Below are 18967 nucleotides of genomic sequence, written 5' to 3' on the forward strand. Positions count from 1 at the left end.
TTTTCAGGCCTCCGAAACGCCCGCTTCCGCGAAAGTCGCCATGCCCGAATGACAGGCCAGCGCGCCCTTGACCACCGCCATCGCCAGCGCCCCGCCCGAGCCCTCTCCCAGCCGCATTCCAAGCGACAGGATCGGCTCTTTGTTCAGTATCTTCAATAGCTTGGGATGCGCCGCCTCGGCGCTCACATGGCCCGCCAGCGCATGATCCAGCGCCCCCGGCTGCGCCACATGCAGGCAGGCAGCCGCCGCCGTGCAAATAAAACCGTCCAAAATCAAGGGGATACGCAACGTCCGCGCGCGCACCATCGCACCCGCCATCGCCGCGATCTCACGTCCTCCGAGACAACGCAGGGCTTCCAACCCATTGTTTTGAGATGATTTATTCACCTCGACGCCGCGCGCCACAACTGTCGCTTTGTGGGCCAGCGCCTCGCCCGCAACCCCGGTGCCAGCCCCGGTCCAGGCCTCCGCCTCACCCCCGAACAACGCCAGCGAAATCGCCGCGGCACTCGTGGTGTTGCCGATTCCCATCTCACCAACGACCAGCAAATCCGATTTTGAATCAACAGCTTGCCAGCCTTTCATCAGGGCATCGACAAACTCGGATTCGCTCATCGCCGGGCCTTGGGTAAAGTCCCGCGTCGGGTTTTCCAGCCCCAAAGCATGGACACTCAACCCTGCACCGAAGGTCTCAGCCAACTGGTTGATCGCCGCCCCCCCAGCCTCGAAATTGGCCACCATCTGACCCGTCACCTCGGCCGGAAAGGCCGAAACGCCCTGCGCCGTGACGCCGTGATTCCCTGCAAAAACAATGACCTGCGGCTTCTCTACCCGTGCCCGCTCATGCCCGCGCCAGCCGCAATACCAGGCCGCGATCTCCTCCAACCGGCCCAGCGAACCGGGCGGCTTCGTCAAACAGGCATCGCGTGCCGCAGCCGCCTCGCGCGCCGACACTCGAGGTGACGGAAGCTCTTGAAGTATCTCAATAAATTCCGCCAGCGAGGTAAAGTCTTGGCGCATTGTCTCCCCCGTTGCATGTTATCGTCATCCTGTGTATCGCAGCGACACATTTAAGACGCAGCCGAAAAAGGCACGATCACGATGGAAATCCGCGAACCTCTTGTAAAACAAAAGGATTTTATGATCGCGCTGGCCCTGCTCAGCCGCCTACCGGTGCAGGTCGAAAGGTTTGACAGGGGCGCCCGCGCCGCCTGGGCCTATCCGCTGGTTGGCCTGATCATCGGCGGAATCGCCGGGACCGCCGGAATCATCGCCCATTGGATCGGCTTTCCGCCCGGCCTTACTGCTCTGATTTCATTGTTATTTATGGTTGTCTTGACCGGCGCCATGCACGAGGACGGGCTGGCCGACACCGCCGACGGTCTCTGGGGTGGCTGGGACCGCGTCCGCCGCCTCGAGATCATGCAGGACAGCCGCATCGGCACCTTCGGGGTTCTGGCGCTTTTCTTCGCGTTTTCAGCACGTTGGGCCGCATTATGGGCGCTCTTCTCGGTCGGCTCCGGCACTGCGCTCAGCGCGATCCTCGCCGCCAGCCTCCTGTCGCGCGCCACCCTGCCCGCCCTCATGGCGGCCCTGCCAAACGCCCGCGGCTCCGGCCTCTCCCATAGCACCGGCCCCTGCCCCCCGGAAACCGCGTGGCTCGCCGCCGCATTGGCCTTCGCCCTCTCCATTCTGCTGCTCGGCTTTGGCGCCATCCCCGCGACGTTGATGGCCGGAATGGCGGCGCTTGGGATTGGTATCATCGCCTCCCGCAAGATCGGCGGGCAGACTGGCGATATCCTTGGCGCGGCGCAGCAAGTCGCTGAAATCTTTGTTCTTTTGCTTCTGGTCGCGTGACATGAAAAAGGCCGCGCCCCCTCGGGCACGGCCTTCATCCATGTGCATCGAACCGATTTACGCGGCGCGCGAAACCAGCACTTCGTCGACCTTCTTGGCCGCCTGCACCTCGTCTCCGCCGCTTACAGCGGCCACTTCACGGGTCAGACGCTCAAGCGCCGCTTCATAGAGCTGACGCTCCGAATAGCTCTGCTCGCGCTGATCGTCGGTCCGGTGCAGGTCGCGCACCACCTCGGCGATCGCGATCAGGTCGCCTGAATTGATCTTTTGCTCATATTCCTGCGCACGACGCGACCACATGGCGCGTTTCACCTTGGCCTTCCCCTTGAGCGTGGACATGGCTTTGGAGACCACATCAGGGCTCGACAGCCCGCGCATCCCCACTTCGGTGGCCTTGTTCGTCGGCACGCGCAGGGTCATCTTGTCCTTCTCAAAGGAGATCACAAACAGTTCCAGCGTAATTCCAGCGATTTCCTGCTTCTCGATCGACACGATCTGGCCAACCCCGTGCGCGGGGTAGACAACGTAATCGTCGGGGCGGAACTCGGACTTCTTAGATTTGCTCATTCGGGTCTTCCTCAAACAGCTGTCCGATTCGGCGCACGGGGATTTGGACTCATTGACGTTCAGTCCCGTGAGACGCAAAAACAGCGCAAAAATATCCATCTCCTGTCAAGACGGCGGGAGGATGGATGTCAGGCAGCGATCTTCATTTGTAACAAGTATATAGCACAAAAAACGTGCTTTCGGAAGTACCAGCACCGAAGTCCGCATGCTTTGACTGTGTCTTCAATGCCTTGGAGGCCGACTTATTGCGCGAGACACCCCGCGAGGGGATGCGTCAGCGCCGAATCGGCCAGTCCCCGTCAGCCACCTTCGCCCGGTTTCTCCGAGAAGAACTTGGCCAGTTTACCCTCTTCACCGTCACGATCCTCGGCCTGGGGCAGCTGATCCTTCTTGGTGATGATGACGGGCCACATCTCTGAGTATTTGCGGTTGAACTCGACCCATTCTTCCATTTCGGGCTCGGTATCCGGCCGGATCGCATCAGCCGGGCATTCGGGTTCGCACACGCCACAATCGATGCATTCGTCGGGGTGGATCACCAGCATATTTTCACCCTCGTAGAAACAATCCACAGGGCATACTTCAACACAGTCGGTATACTTGCACTCGATGCAGTTGTCCGTCACGACATAAGTCATTGCAGTCTCTCGCGTCTCTGCCGCTAGTGCGCATCACCTAATCCACAGGCGGAGATCAATCAAGCGCATCTGAGCGGTTGAGATCGAGTTTGCGCCGATCACGCTTGGTTGGACGACCTTTTCCTTCATATTTGGGCCCAGATGGGACATTTAGCCGCTCCACCGGCGGGCTCAGGTCCTCATAGAGCGCCTGCGCCTCGGCGGCGGGTCCGCGGCGCGCGCCTTTGGCAAGGATACGGATCACGCGCACCTGCCGGGCCTGCGGAAAGGTCAGGACGTCGCCCGGGCCGACGGCATGCGCGGCCTTTGCGATTTTCTCGCCATTGACCCGCACATGCCCGCCCGAGACCAGCTTGGCCGACAGACCCCGCGTCTTGAAAAAGCGGGCATACCACAGCCATTTGTCGATGCGGATCCGGGCGCTGGTCGTGTCCTGCTGCTGCACGGGGCGCCGCTCTCAGCCCTTGTCCTTCAGCCCCATCAGAGCCGCGGCAAAAGGGTTGTCCGGGTCGATCTGGTCTTTCTTGCGATCGGGACGCGCCGAGAAGGTCTTGGGGCCCTGCTCACCACGGGGTTTGCCCTTGCTACCGCCGGGCTTGCCGCCCTTGCCACGCGGCTTTGCACCGCCCGCAGGCTTGGCGCGCCCTTCATTGCGCGCGCGCCCTCCACGCCCCGCCCAGGTAAAGGTGTAGAACACCTCGATCTCGGGTTCCGAAGGCTCCGCTGCGGGGGTGTCGCCCGGCAGCACCTCGCCCTCGCTTGCGGCTGGAATGTCCTCGGGCTGCTCGGTTTGCTCGGCTGGTTCCACGGCAATCGGCGCTTCGCCTTCGTCGGGGATGGCCTCAACCTCGGCCTCGGGCGTCGTCGCCTCAGTGCTTGCGGTCTCATCTGCCGGGGCTTCCTGCACGGCCTGATCGACCGGCTTCACCTTTTCACGTTCGCCGCGTTCGCACTTGTAACCAAGGCCGTTCATCAGATCAGCGAACTGTTCCAGCGTCATGCCGGTGATCGACAGCATATCGGCCGTGGCCTCGAACCCACCACGGCTGTCTTCGGCCCGCAGCATGTCCGCCAGCCGCTCGAGCATGTCGATACGGATCGCCCGCTCACCGGCGGCGCGGTAACCGGCCATCGAGTGATAGCCGCGTGGAACAGTACCGGAGGCCCCCGCAGGCACGGTCACAAGGCCCGGCGGCGGAGCTTCGGGGAATTCGTCCAGCCCCTGCGACAGCGACCACAGCAACAGCCGAAGCCGCGTCGGTGCGGGCTTGAGCAGAAGCGGCATGAAGATGGTGAACTGACCGAAGCGCACGCCATGCTTGCGCAGCGCGCCCCGCGCATCCTGATCCAGAGCTTTGACATCATCCGCCACCTCGCCGCGCGGAATGATGCCGAAATTCTCGACCAGCCGGAAACCGAAGCCGCGCGCAAGCCCGCTCAGGCTTTCGTCACGCTGGATGTTCAGCAGCGGTTCAAACAGGGTGGCCACCTTACGGTCGATGAAATGCTGCAACCGGCGCTGCACCTTCTGCGCCACGTCCGCGCCCGCGACCTCGTCGACAAACGCCTCTGCCTGCGGTTTCAACGGATCCGCCCCCGAAACCAGCTTGCCGATCGCTTGGTTGCCCCACATGAGGCCCCCCTGCTCGGTATAGTCGATCTCGGTATCCGGGGCATTGTAGAACCGGTCGGCCTTGAGGTGGAAATGCGGGGCCAGCGCTTGCAGGCTCGCCTGACGCACGGCTTTTTCTTCCTGGCCGGGCGCACCTTTATCCTGGATGAAGCGGAATCCCTCAAGACGCCCGACGAATTCGCCTTCGACCGTCACCTCGCCATTTTCGTTCACATCGGCCACCATGGCCTCCTTCTGCTTGAGCCGGCGCAAGAGCACGGATGTGCGCCGGTCCACAAATCTCTGGGTCAGACGCTCGTGCAGCGCATCCGACAGGCGGTCTTCTACCGCGCGTGTTTCGCCGCGCCAATGGCTTTCGTCATCGACCCAGCCTTTTCGCTGCGCAACATAAGTCCAGGTCCGAATATAGGCGAGACGTTTCGACAGCGTGTCAATGTCTCCGTCGGTCCGGTCGATGCGCCGAATCTGGCGGGCGAGCCAATCGACGGGAACATGACCGCGCTCGTGAATATCGCAGAAGATCGTCTCCAGTAGGCCGGCATGCTCCGCCTGGCTGATGCCGCGAAAATCCGGCACGCGGCAGACATCCCAAAGCAGGCGCACCGAAGGCCCGTCGCTGGCGCGCGAGCGCACACCCGCCAGCTCAGACAGCGCCTTCAGCGCACCGAGGTCATCCGCTTCGCGCGCGCGGCTTAGCCATTCGTCATCAGGCCGGGCCTCGAGCGCGGCAATCAGCGCTTCGATATCCCCGAAGGGCAGCTTCGCGTTGCGCCACTCAAGCTTTCGGATGGGTGTGAAACGATGCTCCATGATCGCCTGCGCCACCTCGTCGGGCAGCGCGGGCGCCTCGCCAGTCACACCGAACGTGCCATGGCTCATGCCGCGCCCGGCGCGGCCCGCGATCTGCGCCAACTCGTTGGGTGCCAGTGACCGCATCCGCCGTCCGTCGAACTTGCTCAGTGACGAGAATGCGACGTGGTCAATATCGAGATTGAGCCCCATACCGATCGCATCGGTCGCCACCAAGTAATCCACGTCGCCATTCTGATAGAGCGCCACCTGCGCATTGCGCGTGCGCGGGCTCAGCGCGCCCATGACCACGGCTGCGCCGCCTTTCTGGCGCCGCAGCAACTCGGCGATGGCATATACATTATCGACCGAAAACCCGACTATTGCACTTCTTGCGGGCATCTTGCTTATCTTTTTGGAACCAGAATAGGAAAGTTGCGACATACGCTCCCGGCTGATGAACTCCACCCCCGGCACCAGGGCGGCGATCGCGCCCCGCATCGTGTGCGAGCCGAGAAACTGGGTCTCGCGCTGGCCGCGCATCTTCAAGAGGCGATCGGTGAACACATGGCCGCGCTCGGGATCGGCGCAAAGCTGGATCTCGTCAACCGCGACGAAATCGGTTCCCAGCCCCTCGGGCATCGCCTCGACGGTACAGACCCAATACTGGGTGCGCTCGGGCACGATGCGCTCTTCGCCCGTGACCAATGCCACCACCGACGGCCCGCGCAAGGCCACGATCCGGTCATAGACCTCGCGCGCCAGAAGTCGCAGCGGCAGGCCGATGATTCCGGTCCGATACCCCAGCATCCGTTCGATCGCGAAATGCGTCTTGCCGGTATTGGTGGGGCCCAGAACCGCGAGGGTTCTTGACTGCTCGGCCATCGGCCATCTCCGTTCAGATCAGAGGTCGCGCCCGCCGATTTCGGGGCCAAGACGGTCCAGCGCCGCACGCGCGGCTTCGTGATGGGGGTGAATCTCGAGAACGCGGGAAAAGGCCTCATATGCCATGTCGGGGCGGTTCACCTCTTTCAGCACAGCGCCAAGACTGTAGATCGCGTTGAAATCCCGTGGCGATATCGACAGGGCGCGCTCCACATCGGCAAGCGCCGGACCATAGAGACCCGCGCGCGCAAGCGCCACCGCACGCATGTGCCAACCCTCTGCGAAATCGGGCGCATGATCGGTCAGCGCGGTAAAATGGCCGATCGCCTCTTCCGAATCACCTGCCTCAAGGGCGCCGTTGCCGCGCTTGAGCAACAGATCCATCGCGGGCGACCCGGACTGCGCGAGCGCATGCTCGATGTCGCGGGCCACGCGGCGCGCTTCTGCAGGGGTTTCAGCAGTTTCAAGCGCATCGAACAGCCCGTCCAGCCGCGCGCTATCCGATGCCGCCGCAGGTAGGGAAAACATGACTACAGCAACAAGTGCCGCGACGATACGATTGAGGTGATGCATGGTTGCGCTCATAACGACTCTGAATGTAGCGAGTGAAAACCGGATTCACACCCCCCGGAACCACAAACTACGACGGTCATCAGGAGGATCACCATATGAGCGACCTTATCAACAGCGCAGTCAACGCTCTCAACGAAAAAATGAGCGACGGGTTCGACGGCAACGCCAAGTTCGTGATCGAGAACGAAGGTGCGATCATGGTCGACGGCGATGGCGCCCGCGCCGCCGATGAAGAGGCCGAGGTCACGTTGACCGCGGATGCCGATACGTTTCAGGCGATCCTCGATGGCGATATGGACCCGACAGCGGCCTTCATGTCGGGCAAGCTCAGCGTCGATGGCGACATGGGTACCGCGATGAAACTGGGAAGCGTGCTGTCCTGATGGAAAACGCCCCCTTCTTTGCCGACGTGGCCGACGGACCGACCGATGGTGCAGCCTGGTGGCTGATCACCGAGGACGGGGTGCGCGTGCGGGCGGGCTTGTGGGGTGCATCGAAGCCACGCGGAACGGTGCTGCTGTTTCCTGGTCGCACCGAGTATATCGAGAAATACGGCCGCGCCGCCGGCGATCTGGCAAAGCGCGGATACGCGACCTTTGCGCTGGACTGGCGCGGTCAGGGCCTCTCGGACAGGTTGACGGGCGATGCGATGTCCGGCCATGTGATGCGCTTCAGCGATTACCAGCATGACGTGAACGCCATGATCGCCACCGCCGACACGCTCGATCTGCCGCGCCCCTGGCATTTGTTGGCGCATAGCATGGGCGGCTGCATTGGGTTGCGGGCGGTGATGGATGGCCTGCCGGTCCAAAGCTGCGCCTTTTCCGGCCCGATGTGGGGGATCAAGATGTCCGGTTCGCTGCGCCCGCTGGCCTGGTCACTGTCATGGGGCAGCCGAAAGCTGGGCCTGGGCGAAAGATACGCCCCCGGCACCGAACCGGAAAACTATGTGCTGACCGAACCCTTCGCGACCAACAAGCTGACCAGTTGCCCGGACATGTATCAATACATGATCGACCAGGCGCTCGCCTATCCCGAACTGGGCCTTGGCGGCCCCAGCCTGCATTGGCTCTACGAAGCCCTGAGCGAGACCCGCGCGCTGGCCCGCAAACCTTCGCCCGACTTGCCCTGCCTGACGGTTCTGGGGTCTGAGGAAGACATCGTCGACCCCGCACGGATCATCGAACGCATGTCGAGATGGCCCGGCGGGCGGCTCGAGGTGATCGAGTCCGGTCGCCACGAAGTCCTGATGGACACGCCCGAGATGCGTGGTGGCGTCATGGAACTGATCGGCAGGTTTTTTGACGCACCCGAGCGCGTCGCGTGCGAGACCTCTTCATCTAAGGATCGCGCACGACCGGTTGCCGCTGCTGCCCCAGCCCGTCAATCGTAAGCTCCATCACGTCTCCCTCCGCCAGAAACCGTCTCGGTGACATGCCCATACCGACACCCGGCGGCGTGCCGGTAGCGATCACGTCTCCCGGTTGCAGGCTCATCATCTCGCTCAGATGCGCGATAATCTGCGCCACGCTGAAGATCATCTTGCCGGTATGGCCCGTCTGCATGCGCTCGCCGTTCAGATCCAGCGTCAGTCTCAAATTCTGCGGATCGCCCGCCTCGTCCGGTGTCACCAGCCACGGACCGATCGGCCCGAAGGTGTCGCAGCTCTTGCCCTTGGTCCACTGACCCGATCGTTTGGACTGAAAGGTGCGCTCGGAAACGTCGTTCACGATGCAATAGCCTGCCACATGATCAAGCGCGTCGGCCTCGCTTACGTATTTCGCCGTTTTCCCGATGACCACGCCCAACTCCACCTCCCAATCCGAATGGCGCGAGCCGCGCGGCAGGCTGACCGTATCGTTCGGCCCGATGATCGACGATGTGGCCTTCATGAATACAATGGGATGCTCGGGCGGCTCCATCCCGGTTTCCGCGGCGTGATCGGAATAGTTGAGACCGATCCCGATGAACTTGCCCACATGTCCCACCGGCGGGCCAAGGCGCGGCGATCCCTCGACAAGCGGCAGAGCGTCTGCGTCGATCCTGGGCAGCCCCGCCAATACCGCTCCGGCGATATCGGGCACGACTCCGGAGAGATCGCGCAATCGCCCCCGATCGTCCAACATGCCGGGGCGTTCCTGTCCCGGCTCTCCAAATCGTGCGTAACGCATCCCGCGCCCCCATCTCCGTTGCTTGAAGGCGCAGGATAGCTGCTGGCTTGCGCCTTGCAAGGGAGGGCAGGCCCGGATCCCCGGATCAAGGCTTGAGCCGCCTCCCTGCCCCGCATATGTGTGTGACCTGAGACAAAGGAGGCCCTCGCATGTTCCATCTGCCCGTTCCCGCCCATGACGCCAATGCCGGTTCCGGTGAAGACAACCTTGGCGCACTGCCGGAATGGGACCTGACGGATCTCTATGCCAGCCCCGATGCCGCCGAACTCAAGCGCGATCTGGACTGGCTGGAAAAGGCGTGCGCCGATTTCGCTGCCGATTACGAGAACAAGCTGGCGGACCTTGATGCGGACGGGTTACTGGAATGCATCCGGCGCGACGAAAAGATCAGCAACATCGCCGGGCGCATCATGTCCTATGCCGGGCTGCGCTATTACCAGCAGACCACCGATGGCGGACGCGCCAAGTTTCTTTCCGACTGCCAGGAAAAGATCACCACCTACACCACCCCGCTGGTATTCTTCTCGCTCGAACTGAACCGGCTCGATGAAGCCGCTCTGAGCGCGATGTATGCACAGAATGCCGAGCTTGCGCGCTACAAGCCGGTGCTGGATCGCATCCGCGCGATGAAGCCCTACCAGCTTTCCGACGAACTCGAGAAATTCCTTCATGATCTGGGCGTTGTCGGCGACGCCTGGGAGCGGCTCTTCGACGAGACGATCGCAGGGCTGAGCTTCACCGTCGACGGCGATGAACTGGGCATCGAGGCTACGCTGAACCTGCTGACCGATCAGTCGCGCCACAAGCGCGAAAGCGCAGCGCATGAACTGGCCCGCGTGTTCGGCCAGAACATCCGCACATTCGCCCGTGTGCACAATACATCGGCCAAGGAAAAGGAAGTGATCGATCGCTGGCGTGGTATGCCCACGCCACAGACCGGGCGCCACCTCTCGAACGATGTCGAACCCGAGGTGGTTGAGGCGCTGCGCGATGCGGTTGTCGCGGCCTATCCCAAGCTGAGCCACCGCTACTACGAGCTGAAACGCAAGTGGCTTGGGCTGGACCGGATGCAGGTCTGGGACCGCAATGCCCCCCTGCCCATCGAGGACAAGAAGGTCGTCGATTGGGACGGTGCCCGCGACATCGTGATGGAGGCCTATTCGGCCTTTGATCCGCGCATGGGTGATTTGGCGGATCCGTTCTTCAAGAAGGGCTGGATCGATGCCGGTGTCAAACCCGGCAAGGCGCCGGGCGCATTCGCCCATCCCACGGTCACTGATGTGCATCCCTATGTGATGCTGAACTACCTCGGCAAACCGCGCGACGTCATGACCTTGGCGCATGAATTGGGCCACGGCGTCCATCAGGTTCTGGCCGCCGATCAGGGCGAATTGCTTGCCAACACGCCCCTGACACTTGCGGAAACCGCCAGTGTCTTCGGCGAGATGCTGACCTTCCGCAAGATGCTTGAGAAGGCGTCGACGCAGACCGAACGCAAGGTGCTTCTGGCTGGCAAGGTCGAGGACATGATCAACACCGTGGTGCGCCAGATCGCGTTCTACGATTTTGAGTGCAAGCTGCACGATGCGCGCCGTGGCGGTGAACTGACACCCGATGACATCAACGCCCTGTGGATGTCGGTTCAGGCGGAGTCACTTGGCCCGGCCTTCGATTTCATGGACGGCTACGAGACCTTCTGGGCCTATATCCCGCATTTCGTCCATTCGCCCTTCTATGTCTATGCCTATGCCTTTGGCGATGGACTGGTGAACGCGCTTTACGCTGTCTACGAGGAAAACCCCGAAGGCTTCCAGGACAAGTATTTCGAGATGCTCAAGGCAGGCGGCTCGAAGCACCACAAGGAATTGCTGGCCCCCTTCGGACTCGATGCCAGCGATCCGGCCTTCTGGGACAAGGGCCTGAGCATGATTTCACGCCTGATCGACGAATTGGAAGCGATGGAAGACTAACGTCTGCGCCCAATCATGCCTCCGCCCGGAATCGGCAATACGCCGGATTCGGGCGGGGGGGCCTTGAGCACCATGTAATCGTCGAACCGGCCGTTGCCCGTCGAGGCCTGCGTGAACATGCCCTTGAGCAACGAGATCGCCGCCGGAGATGTCGCAGGTACGGAGTGATTCAATCCCTCGCCATCGGCGAGCGCGGTGAAATCGATGACCTGCACCTGCAGCCCCTCGACAGCCTCGGGGCCGTCGATCACGCCAAGGCGCGGTTTGCGCCCTGTGATGAAGCTGGCCAGAGACAGTGCCCGGTCCTCGCGTGAGACGAAAATCAAGAAAGGCTGCGGCAGCTTGCCGATGGCCTCGGCCTGACTGCGAAACAGATCCGGGTCGAGATCGGGTGACATCAGGATCACGCCGTTGATACGCGACAGCAATTCCCGGTCGCCGCGCAACGCAGCCTGTCGCAAGACCTCCATCACGAGGTGCGACCCCATCGAATGCGCCACCAGCAGGATCGAACCGTTATCCTGCGCGCTGACAGCCTTCAGCACTTCTTCCAGATCGTCCCGGGCATAGAGAATGCTGTCTCGGTCATAGATATAACCCCGCGCATCACCTGACGACAGCCACGAGAACAGGACCGAAGACATGCCCAGATCGAAATCTTCCTGGATCTGCGCCAGTCGATACATCGCGTCCGAAAGGGTGTTGTTGTATCCGTGAACGAAAACCATCGTTTCGTTCATCGTGGAATCACGCTTCATCTCGCGCATGAACCTGTTCGGCCGGTCATAGACCTTGGTATCCGTGACCACGAAATGGCGCGCCGGATCGGCCGTTTCACCCCGCTTCGCCCATTCGACCTGGCCCGGCTGATGGACCGGCGGGATGGACACCGAGGCGCGGAAGAAATTCAACTGTTCGTTGCGCGGTTGCCCAAAGGTCTGGCGCGGACGGCTCAGGTCGCGCTGCGTGGCGACATAGACCTGCCTGATCTGCGCTTCTTCGATCCTGGGCCCGCGTTCCGCAGTCGGCCGCGGCGCGCAAGCGACCATCAGGAGCACCGCCCCAAACAGAATCGCGTGTGATGCGCGCGTCGCCTTCACCGTTGAAATGAAAGTGTTAAACTTTATCAAAAAAACCTCTCCCGTATCACGGGAGAGGTTACCTTCATTTCGCGCCAGCGCCAAGGAATCAGGCCGATGGCAGCATGCCTTTTTCACCGGCGAGTTCCCGCATCCGCTTTTGCAGTTTCTCGAAGGCACGCACCTCGATCTGGCGGATACGCTCGCGGCTGACATCATATTGGCTGCTCAGGTCTTCCAGGGTGATGGTCTGATCGCTGAGACGACGCTGCGTCAGGATATCTTTCTCGCGATCGTTGAGCACATCCATCGCCTTGGCCAGCAGCTCGCGCCGCGCCTCGAGCTCGTCGCGGCGCTCGTAATCCGTCGCCTGATCGGCATCCTCGTCCTCAAGCCAATCCTGCCATTCCATCGTGCCTTCGCCCTCGGCACCGACGCGGGCGTTGAGCGATGCATCGCCGCCTGACATGCGCCGGTTCATCGAGATGACCTCGGCCTCGGTCACGCCCAGGTCGGTGGCGATCTGCTTGACGTTCTCGGGGCGCAGGTCGCCCTCTTCGAGCGCGCCGATCTTGGCCTTGGCCTTGCGCAGGTTGAAGAACAGCTTCTTCTGGGCGCTGGTCGTGCCCAGCTTGACCATCGACCAACTGCGCAGGATATATTCCTGAATGCTGGCCCGGATCCACCACATGGCATAGGTCGCAAGGCGGAACCCGCGTTCAGGATCGAATCGCTTCACCGCCTGCATCAGGCCCACATTGGCCTCTGAAATCACCTCCGCCGTCGGCAGGCCATAGCCGCGATAGCCCATGGCGATCTTGGCGGCCAGGCGCAGGTGGCTGGTGACCATTTTATGCGCGGCTTCAGTATCTTGTTCTTCGACCCACCGCTTGGCGAGCATATATTCCTCTTCCGGCTCCAGAAGAGGGAACTTCCGGATTTCCTGAAGGTAGCGGTTCAGGCCGCCCTCCGGCGACGGGGCCGGGAGATTTGCATAGTTACTCAACTCTTATGTCCCTCCCAATGTTTATAGGGTTAACATCTAGATGGGGCCTCGGAAGCGCCGCTTCAAGAGGTATCGCTTGTTAAACGTTAACAGACGATCACCGCCGTTGGTTCCTTTTGCGACAATGTGACATCGCCCTCACGCAACCGTGCAGGAGGCGTCACCACGCAAGGCCGCGATCAGTCCGGCCATGTCGGCAGGCAGCGGCGCCTCGAAACGCATATTCTGCGCGCTCACGGGGTGCTCGAAACCCAGGATGGCCGCATGCAGTGCCTGTCGGGGAAAGTCACGTGTCGCCTGTAAAGCAGCGTCGGGCAAGGCACGAAGCGGCAGTTTGCGCCGCCCGCCATAGACCGGATCACCGACCAAACCATGCCCCGCATGGGCCATATGCACGCGGATCTGGTGCGTTCGTCCGGTTTCCAGCCAGCATTCCACCAGCGCGGCGACAGCGGGCTGGCCGAAGCTTTCGACCACACGGGCGCGCGTGACCGCATGGCGCCCGCCCTGAAACAGCACCGCCTGTTTCTGGCGGTCGGTGCGGTGGCGGGCAAGCTGGGTGGTGATACGCATGATGTTGCCGCTTTCAAACCCCACCCCGCGCAGCCCGCGCAGGCGCGGATCGGCGGCGTCCGGCACACCATAGACAACGGCGCGGTAATACCGCTCGACGCTGTGCTTCTCGAACTGCGCGGCCAGACCGTGATGCGCCCGGTCCGACTTGGCGACCACCAGAAGACCACTGGTATCCTTGTCGATCCGATGCACGATGCCGGGACGCTTGGCCCCGCCCACCCCCGAAAGGGTCTCGCCGCAGTGATGCAGCAGGGCGTTGACCAGCGTGCCACCGGGGCTGCCGGGCGCAGGATGGACCACCATTCCGGCGGGCTTGTTGATGACGATCAGGTCGTCGTCCTCGTGGATCACATCCAGCAGGATATCTTCGGCCCCGATATGGCTTTCCTCGGCCTCTGGCACGGTGATCTCGACAAGGTCGCCCCCGCCCACACGGGCCTTGGGTTCTGTGACAGGGGTTCCGTTCACGCGGACCGCGCCTTCGGCGATCAGCCGGGCAAGGCGCGTGCGCGACAGTGCCGCGTCCTCTGGCACATCGCGGGACAACGCCTTATCAAGGCGGGGTGGCGGATCGGCTGCGATCCGGAATGAAACAAGGGTGGACGACATGGACAACAGCCCCGAGCCTCAGCCGGTCGATCCGGCGATGTTAAGGTATCTGCGCCTGCTGGTCACGATCCTGACGGGCACGATGATTGCCGGGGTTCTAGTCATCATCTTCCTTCTTGTCACCCGCTTCGCCGACAAGGGCCCCGAGCTGCCCGAGACGATCGAACTGCCGGACGGCGCCAGCGCGCAGGCCTTCACCCAGGGGCGGAGTTGGTTCGCGGTGGTCACCGATGACGATCGCATCCTGATCTATGACCGCGTGACCGGCCAATTGCGGCGCACGGTCCAGATAAAACAGGACGGATCGTGAAAGGATGGTACCGCCTGCCCGGCTCGAACGGGCGACCTCTTGATCCACAATCAAGCGCTCTAACCTACTGAGCTAAGGCGGCACTGGGGCGCGATGTAACTTTCCCGCCCGGCGAATGCAAGCCTATTGAAGCGCGTTTTGCGAGCTTTGTGCGGGTGACCGAGGCGGGGGCGCTGAGCGGTGCGGGGCGCATCCTTCTTGCCATTCAATGCAGAAACGAGTACGCGCATATCGCTTGTGCAGGAGGCCGTTATGGGCATCAACACCGAACGCGATATCGAAGCCAATCTTCAGATCGGGCCGACCGACCAAGGCATGGTGCGCCTGTTCATCGAAGCCGATGGCATTGAAATTCCTATGGATTTCTCCCCCGACGAGGCCGAGGAGATCGCCGCCGAGATCATGGCCGCGATCAAGGCGGCGCAGGCCCGGTCTTCCTGAGGCCGGGGTCGCGAAGGGACTGGTGGCGCAGGGCGGCGTGGCGCGCGAAGCGGCGGGTCAGGGCTGTGCGCCTGGCAGAGGCAAGGCGGGTTTCAGGCCCCATGCGGAGGATTTCGGCGTCATAGGCATCGGCCACGATGAGCCCGGTATCGTCGGGCAGAAGATCCACCGGAAACGCCGCATCCACCGCCCAGAAATACCGGTCGCACCAGCCCAGATAGCCCTGCCACTTGCTGTCCGAGGCGAAATCCGCGCGTGATGATTTGCACTCGACGATCCAGATCTCGCCCTTGGGGCCAAGCGCCATCACATCCACGCGCCGTCCACGTTCGGGCGTGAATTCCTCAATGGAAACAAAGTCATGCGTCAGGAGATGACGGCATACGCCACGCGCCAGAAGCTGGCCGGGGCGCGCAAATTCCTCTGGTTTGGGTTCCATGCGAGCAGTATGAACATAAAGGGAACATGCGCAACCCCCAGACGCCCCCTTGTCGCGTTGTCCTTTAAGCCCTAATTAGAGGATTGGCGGGTGCTGCCCTTCTCGTGAACGGTTGCATTCCGGTGGCCTTAAGCAATTCCGAGGGAGCTGGCTCTGATCAGGCCGTGGTCTGGTTACCTCCGGCGCCCACCTGTATATACAGGTCCTCGGGAATGAGATAACCAAACGGTTGCGTGCGGGCCCGCCACTTAATCCCGCGTACAAAACGTCTGTTTTGTACGCGGGTTTTGTACCGAAATCGGCATGTGCCGGAAAAGTTCTGTACAGAACGCCGAAAACCCCTCAGAACAGCCCCGAAAAGTGACCGCATCACGCGCGGCGCGCGGCGGAAAACCGAGCGCCCGGCCCGCAGCTTCAAGACGCAACTGCAACCGGTTTTGGCGTGGCTCGGGGAGGCGGGTTGTGCCCATCGTGACATCGAAGCATGGAAGAGTGTTTTGCGAGTGTGGAGGGGGGTGGTTTGGTCCAGATCGGACATTCGGTCGTTCGGCGGCGAAGGTCGGGTTCGAGCCCGTTTCACCACATGCTGCACAGCCCATGAATGTCGGAAATGGTGCATGCTCCGACTTCATGTCATAGGTCTCGCAGCATTTACCTTTTCGATTTCATACGATCAGCCAGTGTTACGATCAGCCAGTGTAATGTGGCGCTTCGACATCAAGGCGGCGGCGGATGGCGAGCCATTCCAATTCACCTTCATACCCGTAACAATCACTGGTGCTCATATCGGCGAGATGGCGTTTGATTTCTTGCTCGGGGATTGCACGAATGGTTGCACCGCCCGCTGCTGATTTCTGCACCTCAAGTTGAACAGCACAGGCCTGATCAAGATAGAAGGACCGGAAGAAGGCTTCCCCGGCCGTGGCCCCGAAGACAAACGCGCCATGCCAGGCTTCGATGATTGCCTTTTTTCCGGCTCCTGCCTTCAAAAGGCCGTTCAGAAAATCATCGGTACATTCGAATTCATAATCGGTGTACCCAAGAGCATCGCCGCCACCGATCATCAGGTAGGCTTGGCTGAGTGGTTGAAGCCCTTCTTTCTGTGCCGATACGCCCATGATTGCCTTGGTGTGAATGTGCATGATGCAGTTCATGTCCGGGTGCGCTTCAAAGAACGGCTTCCCGATCTCGGTGGCAGATGGGTTCGGCGCGCCGTTTTCAGGATTGTGGTTCGTCCGATCAAAGCCAACCTTGATCAGGTTGGATGCGGTGACTTCCTCGTGCATCCAACCGTAGTGATGTGTCAGCAGAGCGTCTTCTCCGGGTACGCGGATCGCGTGCCATTGGTTGGTCACGTCTGTCAGCCGGTACTTGACCAGCGCATTGTAGATGGCCGCAAGTTCGCAACGGGCTTCCCATTCTGCATCACTGCAATTTGCAGGTCTCTGGCCAGTCGGGGTTGGGGTCATGATGTTCACAAGGTCTCTCCTCAATTTTCGCAGGAGGATAGATCATCTTCGACACAAAACTTGACTTGAGATGCCGGATTCTGTGCCAAATACTCCCACTATGGCAAATGTCACGTTCATATTGTTCCCGCAATTCCAGATGCTGGCCTATGTTCTGGCAACCGAAACACTGCGCGTGGCCAACAAATGCGCAGGTAGTGAGGTGTTTTTCTGGCAAACACGGTCCGCTACAAATCTCCCGGTTCAAGCGTCAAACGGCGCGCTGATCGCCCCGGACACGGTCGACTGGCAAGGCAGACCAGAGGCGGATCTAATACTACTGTGCGCCGGATACGATCCCCTGGACCATCTGACAGCGCGGGTGCGCGCTTTTGCGTCGCGTGCCAAGACACGCCAATGTGTGATCGGCGGTGTTGATACTGGGACGGTAATTCTTGCAGAGCTGGGTTTGCTGGATGGCACAAAAGCCGTGCTGCACTATGAAGCGGAAGCTACATTTCGCGAAGGCTGGCCCGAAATCGAAATCAGCGATCAAATATACTGTTTGGACGGGCGACGGCTCACGGCAGCCGGCGGCACAGCGACAGGCGATGCAGTTCTGGCCTGGATTGCCCGCGATGTTGACAGCGACCTCGCATCGGTCACCGCGAACGGTATGGTGCACGGTGAGGTTAGGCGCAGCGAGACCCCACAACGCAGCCCGAAAACAGCTGACCCCGTGCTTCTGCGGATGCACCAGCTTATGGTCGAAAACGTGTCAGAGCCTGTTTCGATAAAGGAAATATGCGGGCGCTTGTGCGAATCGGAAAAGAAGCTGCGCCGACGCTGTCTGGCAACATACAATCAGACACCCTCTGCCTATTACCAAGCACGAAGGCTGGAGGTCGGATACCATTTCATTACCAATTCCCAGCTATCCATTACCGAGATCGCGCGGACCAGCGGTTTTGAGTCTCTCTCGAGTTTCTCGCGCGCAATACGCATTCACTACGGGTCTTCGCCAAAACAGATACGCAAGCGGACCTCGAAGCCAAAAATCTGAATGGCAGCAAAGTCCCGCGAAGCGCGCTATGGAGCCTAGCGGAGCCACTATCCACTCCGGTGCGCGTAGCAGACATTGGGCCAATGCGCAGCGAGCTTCCACTCCCCATCCCTCCACGCCGATGACGCCGCGAGTCTGACGGTTTCCGCACACATCCACCAAAAGCCAGAAAGCCCCCGCTCGGCATCCAACCGCCGTTTCGCGCGGGCTGGTCACGGGTCGCGCCCGACCCTTCCGGCGGGTGGGCCTTTGGGTGGCGGTCTGCCTCGAAGTCATGATTTACCGATGACGGCAGCATTCGCTGGATGAAGGTCTCAACGCCCGCCGAGGGGCCGGGGCGGCCCTTGTTGACCTTTTTCGGCGTCGCGGCCAAGGTCTGCTTTATGGCGTGCCCGCAAGACAACCGACACAGCTCGATTGCAATTCGCTCGTATCAAGGAGCAGACCGCATCTGGGTCGAAGACGCCAACGTGCGCTTCTATCGTGCCTTTCACGACTTCGATTCCACCTTCGCGGATGCTGTGAGCGCGGCATTGGACCTGCTGGAAGGTCAAATGTCAGATGCGCGCAGCCTTTATCTGATCGCCGAGTCCGGTCGTCAGCCTGTTGGCTGCATATTCCTCAGCGCTGAAACATCGACCGTATCCCGGATACGATTGTTTTATCTTGAAGAGGCATATCGTGGCCGAGGCACCGGAAAGCGTCTTCTGAGCGCCGTCGTGACCGCAGCGCGCGAGAAAGGGTTCGAGACAGTTCGTGTTTCGACCTTTGATCGACATCCCGAAGCCTGTCGGCTGTACGAGTCGTTCGGTTTTGAAGCTGTGAGCACTGCCCGGTCCAAGGCTTTCGGCAAGGATATGCGACAGGTGGACTATGAACTGCTGCTGGTTGGCGGAGCCTTGTAGCGCTTCAG

General features: G+C 61.3%; 20 protein-coding genes and 1 tRNA gene. 8 read left to right on the plus strand and 13 right to left on the minus strand.

All coding sequences use genetic code 11. The features are described 5' to 3' along the window. Positions 1-3: 3 nt before the first annotated feature. Positions 4-1020 carry a nicotinate-nucleotide--dimethylbenzimidazole phosphoribosyltransferase gene (gene cobT / locus ROH8110_RS13495; RefSeq protein ID WP_085818244.1) on the minus strand — a complete coding sequence of 339 codons (1017 nt, stop codon included), beginning with the start codon at positions 1018-1020 and terminating at the stop codon, positions 4-6. A 120-nt stretch (positions 1021-1140) separates the two neighbouring features. On the opposite strand from cobT, the gene cobS reads away from it, so the two are divergent. Next, positions 1141-1857 (plus strand): adenosylcobinamide-GDP ribazoletransferase, encoded by a 717-nt coding sequence (gene cobS, locus ROH8110_RS13500; protein WP_245962851.1) that lies wholly within the window; start codon positions 1141-1143, stop codon positions 1855-1857. A 57-nt stretch (positions 1858-1914) separates the two neighbouring features. On the opposite strand, the gene ROH8110_RS13505 is transcribed toward cobS, so the two are convergent. The 5 genes from ROH8110_RS13505 to ROH8110_RS13525 all read right to left on the minus strand — a co-directional run bounded on the left by ROH8110_RS13505 (position 1915) and on the right by ROH8110_RS13525 (position 6954). Continuing rightward, entirely contained in the window at positions 1915-2424 is a 510-nt protein-coding gene (locus ROH8110_RS13505) for a CarD family transcriptional regulator (protein ID WP_085818509.1), read from the minus strand. 299 nt (positions 2425-2723) lie between these two features. Beyond that, positions 2724-3062: a ferredoxin FdxA gene (gene fdxA / locus ROH8110_RS13510; RefSeq protein WP_085818246.1), complete on the minus strand. Its 339-nt coding sequence runs from the start codon at positions 3060-3062 to the stop codon at positions 2724-2726. Positions 3063-3117: 55 nt separating this feature from the next. Next, positions 3118-3507: an RNA-binding S4 domain-containing protein gene (locus ROH8110_RS13515; RefSeq protein WP_245962852.1), complete on the minus strand. Its 390-nt coding sequence runs from the start codon at positions 3505-3507 to the stop codon at positions 3118-3120. 12 nt (positions 3508-3519) lie between these two features. After that, a complete protein-coding gene (locus ROH8110_RS13520) occupies positions 3520-6369 on the minus strand; it encodes a helicase-related protein (protein ID WP_085818247.1) in 2850 nt (949 codons plus the stop codon). Between the two features lie 18 nt (positions 6370-6387). Beyond that, positions 6388-6954, minus strand: coding sequence for a tetratricopeptide repeat protein (locus ROH8110_RS13525; protein ID WP_085818248.1), 567 nt, complete (start codon positions 6952-6954; stop codon positions 6388-6390). Between the two features lie 83 nt (positions 6955-7037). Between ROH8110_RS13525 and ROH8110_RS13530 the strand changes: the two genes are divergently transcribed. Next, positions 7038-7325 (plus strand): SCP2 sterol-binding domain-containing protein, encoded by a 288-nt coding sequence (locus ROH8110_RS13530; protein ID WP_085818249.1) that lies wholly within the window; start codon positions 7038-7040, stop codon positions 7323-7325. Next, a complete protein-coding gene (locus ROH8110_RS13535; protein ID WP_085818250.1) occupies positions 7325-8335 on the plus strand; it encodes an alpha/beta fold hydrolase in 1011 nt (336 codons plus the stop codon). The genes ROH8110_RS13530 and ROH8110_RS13535 overlap by 1 nt, the downstream gene beginning before the upstream one ends. Here the strand turns inward: ROH8110_RS13535 and ROH8110_RS13540 are convergent. Beyond that, positions 8283-9113 (minus strand): fumarylacetoacetate hydrolase family protein, encoded by an 831-nt coding sequence (locus ROH8110_RS13540; protein ID WP_085818251.1) that lies wholly within the window; start codon positions 9111-9113, stop codon positions 8283-8285. The two genes, ROH8110_RS13535 and ROH8110_RS13540, sit on opposite strands and share 53 nt — an antisense overlap. Before the next feature lie 149 nt (positions 9114-9262). On the opposite strand from ROH8110_RS13540, the gene ROH8110_RS13545 reads away from it, so the two are divergent. Then, positions 9263-11083 (plus strand): M3 family oligoendopeptidase, encoded by a 1821-nt coding sequence (locus ROH8110_RS13545; RefSeq protein WP_085818252.1) that lies wholly within the window; start codon positions 9263-9265, stop codon positions 11081-11083. Here the strand turns inward: ROH8110_RS13545 and ROH8110_RS13550 are convergent. The 3 genes from ROH8110_RS13550 to ROH8110_RS13560 form a co-directional block, all read right to left on the minus strand. Further along, a complete protein-coding gene (locus ROH8110_RS13550) occupies positions 11080-12381 on the minus strand; it encodes an alpha/beta hydrolase (RefSeq protein WP_245962854.1) in 1302 nt (433 codons plus the stop codon). The genes ROH8110_RS13545 and ROH8110_RS13550 overlap by 4 nt on opposite strands. Further along, positions 12272-13168, minus strand: coding sequence for an RNA polymerase sigma factor RpoH (gene rpoH, locus ROH8110_RS13555; RefSeq protein ID WP_085818253.1), 897 nt, complete (start codon positions 13166-13168; stop codon positions 12272-12274). The genes ROH8110_RS13550 and rpoH overlap by 110 nt, the downstream gene beginning before the upstream one ends. Before the next feature lie 138 nt (positions 13169-13306). Next, a complete protein-coding gene (locus ROH8110_RS13560; protein ID WP_085818254.1) occupies positions 13307-14353 on the minus strand; it encodes an RluA family pseudouridine synthase in 1047 nt (348 codons plus the stop codon). Here ROH8110_RS13560 and ROH8110_RS13565 point away from each other — a divergent pair. After that, positions 14352-14663: a DUF6476 family protein gene (locus ROH8110_RS13565; protein ID WP_085818255.1), complete on the plus strand. Its 312-nt coding sequence runs from the start codon at positions 14352-14354 to the stop codon at positions 14661-14663. The two genes, ROH8110_RS13560 and ROH8110_RS13565, sit on opposite strands and share 2 nt — an antisense overlap. Positions 14664-14668: 5 nt before the next feature. Here the strand turns inward: ROH8110_RS13565 and ROH8110_RS13570 are convergent. Continuing rightward, a tRNA-His gene (locus ROH8110_RS13570) sits at positions 14669-14745 on the minus strand. Between the two features lie 170 nt (positions 14746-14915). Between ROH8110_RS13570 and ROH8110_RS13575 the strand changes: the two genes are divergently transcribed. Next, entirely contained in the window at positions 14916-15104 is a 189-nt protein-coding gene (locus tag ROH8110_RS13575; RefSeq protein WP_085818256.1) for a DUF6324 family protein, read from the plus strand. On the opposite strand, the gene ROH8110_RS13580 is transcribed toward ROH8110_RS13575, so the two are convergent. Both ROH8110_RS13580 and ROH8110_RS13585 read right to left on the minus strand, forming a co-directional pair. Continuing rightward, on the minus strand, positions 15076-15543 hold the full coding sequence (locus tag ROH8110_RS13580; protein WP_085818257.1) for an MmcB family DNA repair protein: 468 nt from the start codon (positions 15541-15543) through the stop codon (positions 15076-15078). The two genes, ROH8110_RS13575 and ROH8110_RS13580, sit on opposite strands and share 29 nt — an antisense overlap. 689 nt (positions 15544-16232) lie before the next feature. Beyond that, complete coding sequence (locus ROH8110_RS13585) at positions 16233-17012, minus strand: class II aldolase/adducin family protein (protein WP_245962872.1); 780 nt, start codon at positions 17010-17012, stop codon at positions 16233-16235. 100 nt (positions 17013-17112) lie between these two features. Between ROH8110_RS13585 and ROH8110_RS13590 the strand changes: the two genes are divergently transcribed. Both ROH8110_RS13590 and ROH8110_RS13595 read left to right on the plus strand, forming a co-directional pair. Beyond that, positions 17113-18054, plus strand: coding sequence for a GlxA family transcriptional regulator (locus ROH8110_RS13590; protein ID WP_085818259.1), 942 nt, complete (start codon positions 17113-17115; stop codon positions 18052-18054). A gap of 305 nt (positions 18055-18359) precedes the next feature. Further along, the gene (locus ROH8110_RS13595) at positions 18360-18959 is read left to right on the plus strand and encodes a GNAT family N-acetyltransferase (protein ID WP_085818260.1); all 600 of its coding nucleotides are present in this window, start codon (positions 18360-18362) and stop codon (positions 18957-18959) included. The last annotated feature ends 8 nt before the right edge of the window (positions 18960-18967 follow it).

This window comes from Roseovarius halotolerans, from assembly GCF_900172255.1.
In the GTDB taxonomy this organism is placed as follows: Bacteria; Pseudomonadota; Alphaproteobacteria; order Rhodobacterales; family Rhodobacteraceae; genus Roseovarius; species Roseovarius halotolerans.

Excerpts from the sequence above, each read along its gene's own strand:
- ROH8110_RS13520 (WP_085818247.1), bottom strand. The coding sequence starts at position 6,369 with ATGGCCGAGCAGTCAAGAACCCTCGCGGTTCTGGGCCCCACCAATACC.
- ROH8110_RS13580 (WP_085818257.1), bottom strand. The coding sequence starts at position 15,543 with ATGGAACCCAAACCAGAGGAATTTGCGCGCCCCGGCCAGCTTCTGGCG.
- ROH8110_RS13550 (WP_245962854.1), bottom strand. The coding sequence starts at position 12,381 with ATGATGTCAGCCGCGAGCGTATCCGCCAGATCGAGGTGCGTGCCTTCG.
- ROH8110_RS13575 (WP_085818256.1), top strand. The coding sequence starts at position 14,916 with ATGGGCATCAACACCGAACGCGATATCGAAGCCAATCTTCAGATCGGG.
- cobT (WP_085818244.1), bottom strand. The coding sequence starts at position 1,020 with ATGCGCCAAGACTTTACCTCGCTGGCGGAATTTATTGAGATACTTCAA.
- ROH8110_RS13535 (WP_085818250.1), top strand. The coding sequence starts at position 7,325 with ATGGAAAACGCCCCCTTCTTTGCCGACGTGGCCGACGGACCGACCGAT.
- fdxA (WP_085818246.1), bottom strand. The coding sequence starts at position 3,062 with ATGACTTATGTCGTGACGGACAACTGCATCGAGTGCAAGTATACCGAC.
- ROH8110_RS13590 (WP_085818259.1), top strand. The coding sequence starts at position 17,113 with ATGGCAAATGTCACGTTCATATTGTTCCCGCAATTCCAGATGCTGGCC.
- ROH8110_RS13530 (WP_085818249.1), top strand. The coding sequence starts at position 7,038 with ATGAGCGACCTTATCAACAGCGCAGTCAACGCTCTCAACGAAAAAATG.
- ROH8110_RS13560 (WP_085818254.1), bottom strand. The coding sequence starts at position 14,353 with ATGTCGTCCACCCTTGTTTCATTCCGGATCGCAGCCGATCCGCCACCC.
- ROH8110_RS13595 (WP_085818260.1), top strand. The coding sequence starts at position 18,360 with ATGAAGGTCTCAACGCCCGCCGAGGGGCCGGGGCGGCCCTTGTTGACC.
- cobS (WP_245962851.1), top strand. The coding sequence starts at position 1,141 with ATGATCGCGCTGGCCCTGCTCAGCCGCCTACCGGTGCAGGTCGAAAGG.
- ROH8110_RS13525 (WP_085818248.1), bottom strand. The coding sequence starts at position 6,954 with ATGAGCGCAACCATGCATCACCTCAATCGTATCGTCGCGGCACTTGTT.
- ROH8110_RS13540 (WP_085818251.1), bottom strand. The coding sequence starts at position 9,113 with ATGCGTTACGCACGATTTGGAGAGCCGGGACAGGAACGCCCCGGCATG.
- ROH8110_RS13545 (WP_085818252.1), top strand. The coding sequence starts at position 9,263 with ATGTTCCATCTGCCCGTTCCCGCCCATGACGCCAATGCCGGTTCCGGT.
- ROH8110_RS13565 (WP_085818255.1), top strand. The coding sequence starts at position 14,352 with ATGGACAACAGCCCCGAGCCTCAGCCGGTCGATCCGGCGATGTTAAGG.
- ROH8110_RS13585 (WP_245962872.1), bottom strand. The coding sequence starts at position 17,012 with ATGACCCCAACCCCGACTGGCCAGAGACCTGCAAATTGCAGTGATGCA.
- ROH8110_RS13505 (WP_085818509.1), bottom strand. The coding sequence starts at position 2,424 with ATGAGCAAATCTAAGAAGTCCGAGTTCCGCCCCGACGATTACGTTGTC.